The sequence below is a fragment of the Microvirga sp. P5_D2 genome (assembly GCF_054049475.1).
On sequence record NZ_JBFUMH010000212.1, the window covers coordinates 1 to 7,277 of the forward strand.

Below are 7,277 nucleotides of genomic sequence, written 5' to 3' on the forward strand. Positions count from 1 at the left end.
GCTCTGGAAGGCAGGCGGCTCAAGTTGAGATTAAGCGCTGCACGTACACTCGCCAGATCATACGAGCGTCAAGGCTCCCATTCATGGTGATCGACGCAAGGTCGTCCAACAGTGACAGGTCCACTCCCGTCAGAGGTTTGAAATCTGAATGATTGCGGGTGTGATGATGATCGCAAAGAGGACCGGCAGGAAGAACAAGATCATCGGCACAGTCAGCTTGGGAGGAAGAGAAGCAGCTTTCTTTTCCGCTTCCGACATTCGCATGTCCCGGTTCTCTTGAGCGAGAACGCGCAGTGAATGACTCAGAGGGGTGCCGTATTTTTCCGACTGGATCAGGCTGGTAACCACCCCCTTCACCCCATCCAGCCCAGTTCTATCTGCCAGGTTCTCGTAAGCCTTGCGCCGGTCCTGCAGGTATGAAAGCTCGGCCGTGGTGAGACTGAGCTCCTCGGCAAGCTCGATACATTGCGAACCGATCTCTTCCGAAACCTTGCGCAGCGCGCTCTCGATTCCCATGCCGCATTCAACGCAGATCAGGAGCAGATCGAGGGCATCGGGCCAAGAACGACGGACCGCCTCCTGGCGCTTGGTGACCTTGTTTTTCACGTAGAGCAGGGGGGCGAAATAGCCGATCCAGGCTGCAGCAACGACAATTCCAATTTTGATAAAGAGCGGATGCTGAAGGCGCAGGATCACAAAGACATAAAGTGTCGTTACGAGAACCATGACGATTGGGGCGATCGCTCGTATGGCAAGGAACGTGATGACCGGACCTTGGCCACGATATCCGGCCATTCGCAGACGTTGCGCCAGCTCACCACTCTCAACCTGCTTTGCTAGATCGAATTTGTCGACAATGGCTTTGTAGAGCTTTTTCGGTTCACTGCGGAGCGAAAGTGGTTTGCTGGCCGCGTTCAGGCGGCTACGCTCGCGCGCCCTGATGCGTTCGCGCTCATTAGCCATTTGCGTCATGCGGGTGCCGAGGTGGTCACGGGCGAAATAAGGCCAAGCTACGACCAGAATGGCACCAGCCACCGAGATCGCCGCGGAGAAGGCTATCATCAGTTCGGGGTTCGTGAGTAGCGACACCGGGTTCATCGCATCCTCAAAAGTCGAAGTTGATCATCTTGCGCATCACAAGTACGCCTATTCCCATCCAGAGGCCGGAGGCCGCAAGGGTGAGATGTCCAGTAGTGGTACTGAAAAGCAGGCCGATATAGGCGGGTGACGTCAGGTAGATGAGGGTGGCGACAATGATGGGGAGACTGCCGATGATTCCAGCAGAAGCCTTGGCTTCCGAACTCACGGCTTTGATCTTCGCCTTCATCTTTTTGCGTTCACGCAGAACCTTCGACAAGTTTGCAAGTGCCTCTGAAAGACTACCGCCCGTTCTGCTTTGAAGCGCAATGACAATCGCGAAGAAACTGGCTTCCGGGAGAGGAACGCGCTCCGGCAGCTTCTGCACGGCCTGATCCATCGGGACACCTAGTGTCTGATCCTCGAGCAGCAGGCGAAATTCAGCTTTGACGGGCTCCTGAGCCTCGAGAGAGATGATCCTGAGACAATCGACCAGCGGAAGGCCGGCTTTTACGCCACGAACGATCACGTCAACGGCGTTCGGAAACTCGTTGGAGAATTTCTTAAAGCGGGTTGCCCTTTTGCCATTCACGTAGAAATGCGGAAGCATGATCCCGCCAGAGATGCCAAAACCAATCGAGGTGAAGAGCCCAAGTCGGAATGCGGCTAGGGACAGCACGAACGATATCAAGCCAGCCCCTATGCAGATGACGTAATACGTCTTCAGATTCCAGCTTAGCCCCGCCTGGCGCATTCGGGTGGTAAGCGTAAGCTTGGAGGACTTTTTGATTTTCTGTTTCTCTTCCAGCTCMCGAAGTGTCGTCTCCACAGCCTTCTTACGCTTGGGTTCATCGGAATTCGACGAGCGTGCTGCTACGTTGCTCGATGCAGCAATGGCGGCAAAACGCTTATGAGTCTCAGAGCGTCGACCGATATAGGAATAGAACATCGCTATAACGACACCTGCGGCGCAAAAAGTCCCTAGCAGAGCGATGACGACAGGGATCATCTCAGGTGTCAGCATGGATCGGCCCTTCCACGGCTTCCCTTAACCATCGGTCTTCTCGGCTGCGTCGAGGGCGGCCGCAAGGCGCTTTTCCTCGCCATAGTAGCGCGCCCGATCCCAGAATTTTGGGCGACCAACGCCGGTCGAACGATGTCTTCCGATAATGTCGCCTTTCGCGTCTTCTCCGAGAATCTCATAGGTGAAGAGATCCTGCGTGATGATCACGTCGCCCTCGAGGCCGAGAACTTCGGTGATGTGAGTGATGCGGCGCGATCCGTCGCGCAGGCGCGCTGCCTGTACGATCACGTCAACAGACGACACGATCATTTCTCGAATGGTCTTGGACGGCAGACTGTAGCCACCCATGGTAATCATGGATTCGATACGCGACACCGCCTCGCGAGGCGAGTTGGCGTGCAGGGTGCCCATCGATCCGTCATGGCCGGTATTCATAGCTTGCAGCAGGTCGAACGCCTCAGATCCGCGCACCTCGCCAACGATAATGCGCTCAGGTCTCATGCGCAGGCAGTTTTTGACGAGATCGCGCATTGTGATCTGCCCTTCACCTTCGATATTGGGAGGGCGGGTCTCCAGGCGAACCACATGAGGCTGTTGCAATTGCAACTCCGCTGCGTCCTCGCAGGTCACGATGCGCTCACCCGGTTCAATATATCGCGTCAGGCAGTTGAGCAGGGTCGTCTTGCCGGACCCCGTGCCGCCCGAAACAATGACGTTGCAGCGAACACGTCCAATGATCTCAAGGATCTGAGCGCCTTCTGGTGTGATCGAGCCGAATTTGACGAGCTGATCGAGAGTGAGCTTGTCCTTTTTGAACTTACGGATCGTGAGGGTAGGGCCGTCGATGGCAAGGGGCGGTGCAATCACATTGACGCGAGAGCCATCCGGAAGGCGAGCGTCACATATCGGGCTGGACTCGTCTACGCGGCGGCCCACTTGGCTAACGATGCGCTGACAAATATGCAGGAGCTGGGCATTGTCGCGGAACTGGATCTCCGTTTGCTGCACTTTGCCACCGACCTCGATGTAAACGGTGTCCGCGCCGTTAACCATGATGTCGGCAATATCGTCACGAGCCAGAAGAGGCTCCAGTGGACCGTAGCCGAGAACGTCATTGCAGATGTCCTGTAGCAGCTCATCCTGTTCCACGATGGACATGACAAGCTTCTTGGCCGTCACGATGTCCCGGACGATTTCGCCGATAGCATCCCGAGCCTGATCGAGATCCATTTTGCCAAGCTGCGCCACATCGATGGCTTCAATCAAGGCAGCAAAAACCTGAGCTTTGAGAGTGTAATACTCGTCGGTTCTGCGGCCGCTTTGCGCGCGCGACGCCGCGCCTTCTTGGCCGCCGGCTGCCTGCGCAGCCGTGGTGAGACTGCTCTGATCTGTCTTCAAAGTTTGGGCGTTTGTAGATGCGGGGGCTTGTTGAATCCGATCAGCAGAGGCCCCAGGCGGAGGATACGGAGAGTGAGTAGGCTTGTCGTCCTGCAGACTTCGCTTGCCGAACATGATGGAAACCCTTGCCTTCTCTCTGATGATCCTCCGACCTGTCTTTCAGGCTTGCTGCCGCATGTCGTGGACTTCCTATTAGATCTCGCCTGTCTTTGGGGTCCATTCAGCTTCATGGCCTAGGACCTGCGGCATCCGGGATCGACCAAATGGTCTAATTGCCGGGATTGTAGAAGAAATGGTTTGAAGGAAGAGTGCCAGAAAGCCGGAACAATCAGATGCAAAAGCACCTCCAGATGATCCTAGCCGCAGCGATTTTGCTGGGATCGGCTGGCCTATCGCAACAGGGCAAAGCGGATGAAGCCGCGCCTCTATCTCAGGTCACGACCAGTTCTATTGTTAGCGTCAGCAGCGATGTTTCTTCTATCAACGTCATGCTCGACTTTGCCAAGATCCTGTCCTTCAGCGAACCCGCGCGGACAATTATCATTGGCAATCCTGGGATTGTCGACGGGACATTGAACGATGAATCGACGCTCGTGTTGACCGGCAAGGCCGTCGGCGTGACAAACATGATTGTCTTCGGAGAGGCGGGCCGGGAAATTACGAATCTCAGGGTGCAGGTGCTTGCAAATAGCAGCCAGGTAACGACAGTTTACAGCGGCGCCACTCAACAGATCTATTCCTGTGTGGACACCTGCCGGCCTGTTGGCAAAGCCGATCCGGCCAAATAGGCCTGAAACGAGCAAAGCTGTTCCACTGTCGCTTTGGGAATATGATCTAGGACGCTTTCGGAAAGCGCCTTGCTATCTTCATGTCAAATTTATCTTTGAAGAATGCTGGCACTATAGGTGTGAAACTCATGCCGACTTCCACCAATCGAAACTCCGCTTGGGTCGTCACTGTGACTTTCGGTATTCCATCGGGAGTGTCGCCGCTTGTGCCAGAAGTAGAAGGAAACGGCTCCAGAATAAGGGCGGTTAATTGTTCGTCCGTCGTCTCAACGATAAGGCTCCGTCGCGCCGCATGCTCAACTGAGCCGGACATCTTGTTGTAGAGATAGAGTCCCCGCCCGAGATCGACGAGGCCGACTGAGCCCGCAATGAGAAGCAGGCCGATAAAAGCGAACTCGACCGCGGTGGATCCTCGCTCACACGAGCGCAAGTTGCGGATCCCATGACAAATTCTCATCTAACCTGAACCTGGAGTTTTGGCGAGAAGGACATTTGAGGCAACAGCATGCTTGTCGATTTGCCGTGAGCTGACAGAGAGTAATAGGCCAATGTCGACTTTGAGTTGCTACATGTGGTCGAGCAACTGACGTGTACATCAGGATTGTGAGGGCAGACGCAGTACCGGCTTGCCGAGACAGAGAGGGGTGGCTTGCCGTTGACTGATGTTGAACTGTCGAGCGTGAAGTTTTCCGATGCCATCAACCTGAGTGTCTTAAGGACTTCCGGCGCTGCCGGATCGACGGATTGATCAAGCATGGCGCTTTGTGCTCCTGCACGCAGTACATGGTCGATCCCCATTCGTTGGTAAGCCGCGAAGGCGAGATCTGCCACGGCTAAAAGGGAAATAAGCAGGATCGGAGCGAATAAGCCAAACTCGAGCGCTGATACGCCGCTATCAGCACGGGGAAGATCGACCCAGGCCCGTCGGACACGCTTGAGAGAGAGCGCAGAACGGATCGAAGCGTGAATTGCTAAGACCATACTCGCTGCTGTCCTATCGCGGATCACTGATCACCTCATTCACCGTAGTGGGGCGCCTTGGGGACGGCGCTTCATGCTGCCAAACAGAGCCTTGAGACCAAGGGCGCCCGTCCCCGGTCGCTTCGCTTGCTGGCGACCGGTCAAGAGGTCAGCAAGTTCCGCGAAGCTCTTCGCGGATGGTGCTTTCGCGGAGACGTCCGCGATCATCTTGCCCTTGTTGGCGGCAGTTCCGAACAGGTGGGCGTCGAAAGGAATGCAGGCGACCGGCTCGAGCTGAACGGCCTTGGCAAACTCCTTAGGTTTAATTTCAGGGCGCTTGGGCATTCCTACTTGGCTCAGGACCAACTTTGGTGGCGGATCATGAGGGCGTGCCTGCCTGAGAACACTGATCATGTTCTTAGCATTGCGAAGGTTGGCAAGGTCTGGGATTGCCGTCACGACGATTTCGTCGGCGGCGATCAAAACATTCTTCGCCCAGGACGTCCAAAGGTGGGGCATGTCGAGGACGGTGAATGGAATGCTTGCCTGCGCAACCTCGATAAGAGGCTCGATTGCATTCTCTGTGAGGTCGTAAGAGCGTTCCAGCACCATAGGTGCGGAGAGGAGGCTCAAGTGATCACCGCATTGGGTCAACAGACGATCTAAGAGCACCTCGTCGAGGCGGTTGGAGTCCTGGATCGCTTCCGCCACACCGACGCCCGCGTCGAGGTTGAAATCGAGGCTGGCTGTTCCGAACGGAAGATCAAGATCGGCAACCATCACATCCGAACCGAGCCGCTTCGAGATGGACCAAGCAACGTTATGCGCGATAGTCGACGAGCCTACGCCCCCCTTCGCCCCAATGAATGCAAAGGCCTGTCCTAGCTTGCTCGAACTCGCTTCTCCATAAATGCTGGAAATCGACGCGATGAGCGAGACAGGTTCAACTGGCGCAAGAACATACTCGTTGACGCCACGCTTGATGAGTTCCCGATAGAAACCAATGTCGTTTTCATGGCCGACAGCCATGAGCCTCGTTCCCGCGTCGCAGACTTCGGCAAGGCGGTCGAGATCTGCCAAATAAAGACTACTGGAGGAACGACTCTCGACGATCACGAGATTAGGTGTGGTATTGTGCTTGTAATGCTCGATGGCGGCGTTCAAGCCGCCCATTTGAACGCTGACCCTTGTCCGCGACATCAGGCGGTCCCGGGCTGCGTTTTCAATGGTGTTGGCAGCGTCTGGGCTATCGCAGAAGGCCTCTATCGCGATCCTCGGGATGCGCACCGCTTCACGGGCATGATTAACCTCTGCGATCTCTTCTTCTCGACTCAGATGATCGACGAGCGAAGTTGCCTCCGGCACCAACCCTTGCCGGGGCAGATTACTTGTCATGTCGAAGGTCGAGTCGGTCATCGTTAAGCGATCCTGGCGATCCGTTGCGCATATTAGAATTTAATGACTTCTCTCTGGCCAGCGCGAAAGAAGCGAACCGACACGTTGTCGGTTCCGGATAAGGCGGGCTCCTCATCATTATCGGCGACTGATCGCAGGGAAAGCGAGAGCGTTCCATTCGATTGCGCTGCCGCAATGGCTTCGGCCTGGGCAGGGCTGAGCTCGAGGGTGGCGGTCTTGCCAACCGCAACTGCCTGGCCTTTCGTCTCTTCAACCTTCTGGTCCACTGCCAGGACGCGGATGTTGCTGAGGAACGTGCGGCTCAGATTGTCGGTCTGATTTGGGCCAGGCCGAGCGACGGTCTGGATCACATCGACGCGATCATTCGGAAGAATAAAGCCACCGGCCGTGCTTTCGACAGAGATGCGAATGGCGACGGCTCGCTTGCCCGGAGTAAGGAGGGATGCGAGCAGATTAGAGCCCCTGGAGAGTTTATCCTCACGAATTGGCTCACCGGACACGAAATGGCTTCGGACCATTGCCCCCGTAAGCGTTTTGACGGCTTCCGGTTGAGATGCGCGCGTGATGAAGCCGGGGCTGACGGCACTGGCTGGCCAAGGCTGCCAGCGCACGGC

8 protein-coding genes are annotated in these 7,277 nt (G+C 56.1%); 1 reads left to right on the plus strand and 7 read right to left on the minus strand.

Going from position 1 to position 7,277, the window contains the following annotated elements; all coding sequences use genetic code 11:
• Positions 1-129 precede the first annotated feature (129 nt).
• Genes ACXJKO_RS28245 through ACXJKO_RS28255 form a run of 3 tightly spaced genes read right to left on the minus strand, consistent with a single transcriptional unit; the run spans position 130 to position 3,613 of the window.
• The gene (locus ACXJKO_RS28245; protein ID WP_457094361.1) at positions 130-1,098 is read right to left on the minus strand and encodes a type II secretion system F family protein; all 969 of its coding nucleotides are present in this window, start codon (positions 1,096-1,098) and stop codon (positions 130-132) included.
• A gap of 7 nt (positions 1,099-1,105) precedes the next feature.
• The gene (locus ACXJKO_RS28250) at positions 1,106-2,101 is read right to left on the minus strand and encodes a type II secretion system F family protein (RefSeq protein ID WP_457094362.1); all 996 of its coding nucleotides are present in this window, start codon (positions 2,099-2,101) and stop codon (positions 1,106-1,108) included.
• 24 nt (positions 2,102-2,125) lie between these two features.
• On the minus strand, positions 2,126-3,613 hold the full coding sequence (locus tag ACXJKO_RS28255) for a CpaF family protein (RefSeq protein ID WP_457094363.1): 1,488 nt from the start codon (positions 3,611-3,613) through the stop codon (positions 2,126-2,128).
• A gap of 218 nt (positions 3,614-3,831) precedes the next feature.
• On the opposite strand from ACXJKO_RS28255, the gene ACXJKO_RS28260 reads away from it, so the two are divergent.
• A complete protein-coding gene (locus ACXJKO_RS28260) occupies positions 3,832-4,287 on the plus strand; it encodes a pilus assembly protein N-terminal domain-containing protein (RefSeq protein WP_457094364.1) in 456 nt (151 codons plus the stop codon).
• A gap of 46 nt (positions 4,288-4,333) precedes the next feature.
• Here the strand turns inward: ACXJKO_RS28260 and ACXJKO_RS28265 are convergent, their stop codons facing one another.
• From ACXJKO_RS28265 to cpaB, 4 genes are all read right to left on the minus strand, one after another.
• Complete coding sequence (locus ACXJKO_RS28265; RefSeq protein ID WP_457094365.1) at positions 4,334-4,717, minus strand: TadE/TadG family type IV pilus assembly protein; 384 nt, start codon at positions 4,715-4,717, stop codon at positions 4,334-4,336.
• Between the two features lie 23 nt (positions 4,718-4,740).
• Entirely contained in the window at positions 4,741-5,295 is a 555-nt protein-coding gene (locus ACXJKO_RS28270) for a TadE/TadG family type IV pilus assembly protein (protein WP_457094366.1), read from the minus strand.
• 12 nt (positions 5,296-5,307) lie between these two features.
• Entirely contained in the window at positions 5,308-6,663 is a 1,356-nt protein-coding gene (locus ACXJKO_RS28275; protein WP_457094367.1) for an AAA family ATPase, read from the minus strand.
• A 32-nt stretch (positions 6,664-6,695) separates the two neighbouring features.
• Positions 6,696-7,277, minus strand: a 582-nt coding sequence (gene cpaB / locus ACXJKO_RS28280; protein WP_457094368.1) for a Flp pilus assembly protein CpaB, incomplete at its 5' end; no start/stop codon positions are given.

Bases quoted from the DNA above. Each gene is read 5' to 3' on its own strand.
- ACXJKO_RS28245 (WP_457094361.1), bottom strand. From the start codon at position 1,098: ATGAACCCGGTGTCGCTACTCACGAACCCCGAACTGATGATAGCCTTC.
- ACXJKO_RS28255 (WP_457094363.1), bottom strand. From the start codon at position 3,613: ATGTTCGGCAAGCGAAGTCTGCAGGACGACAAGCCTACTCACTCTCCG.
- ACXJKO_RS28260 (WP_457094364.1), top strand. From the start codon at position 3,832: ATGCAAAAGCACCTCCAGATGATCCTAGCCGCAGCGATTTTGCTGGGA.
- ACXJKO_RS28275 (WP_457094367.1), bottom strand. From the start codon at position 6,663: ATGACCGACTCGACCTTCGACATGACAAGTAATCTGCCCCGGCAAGGG.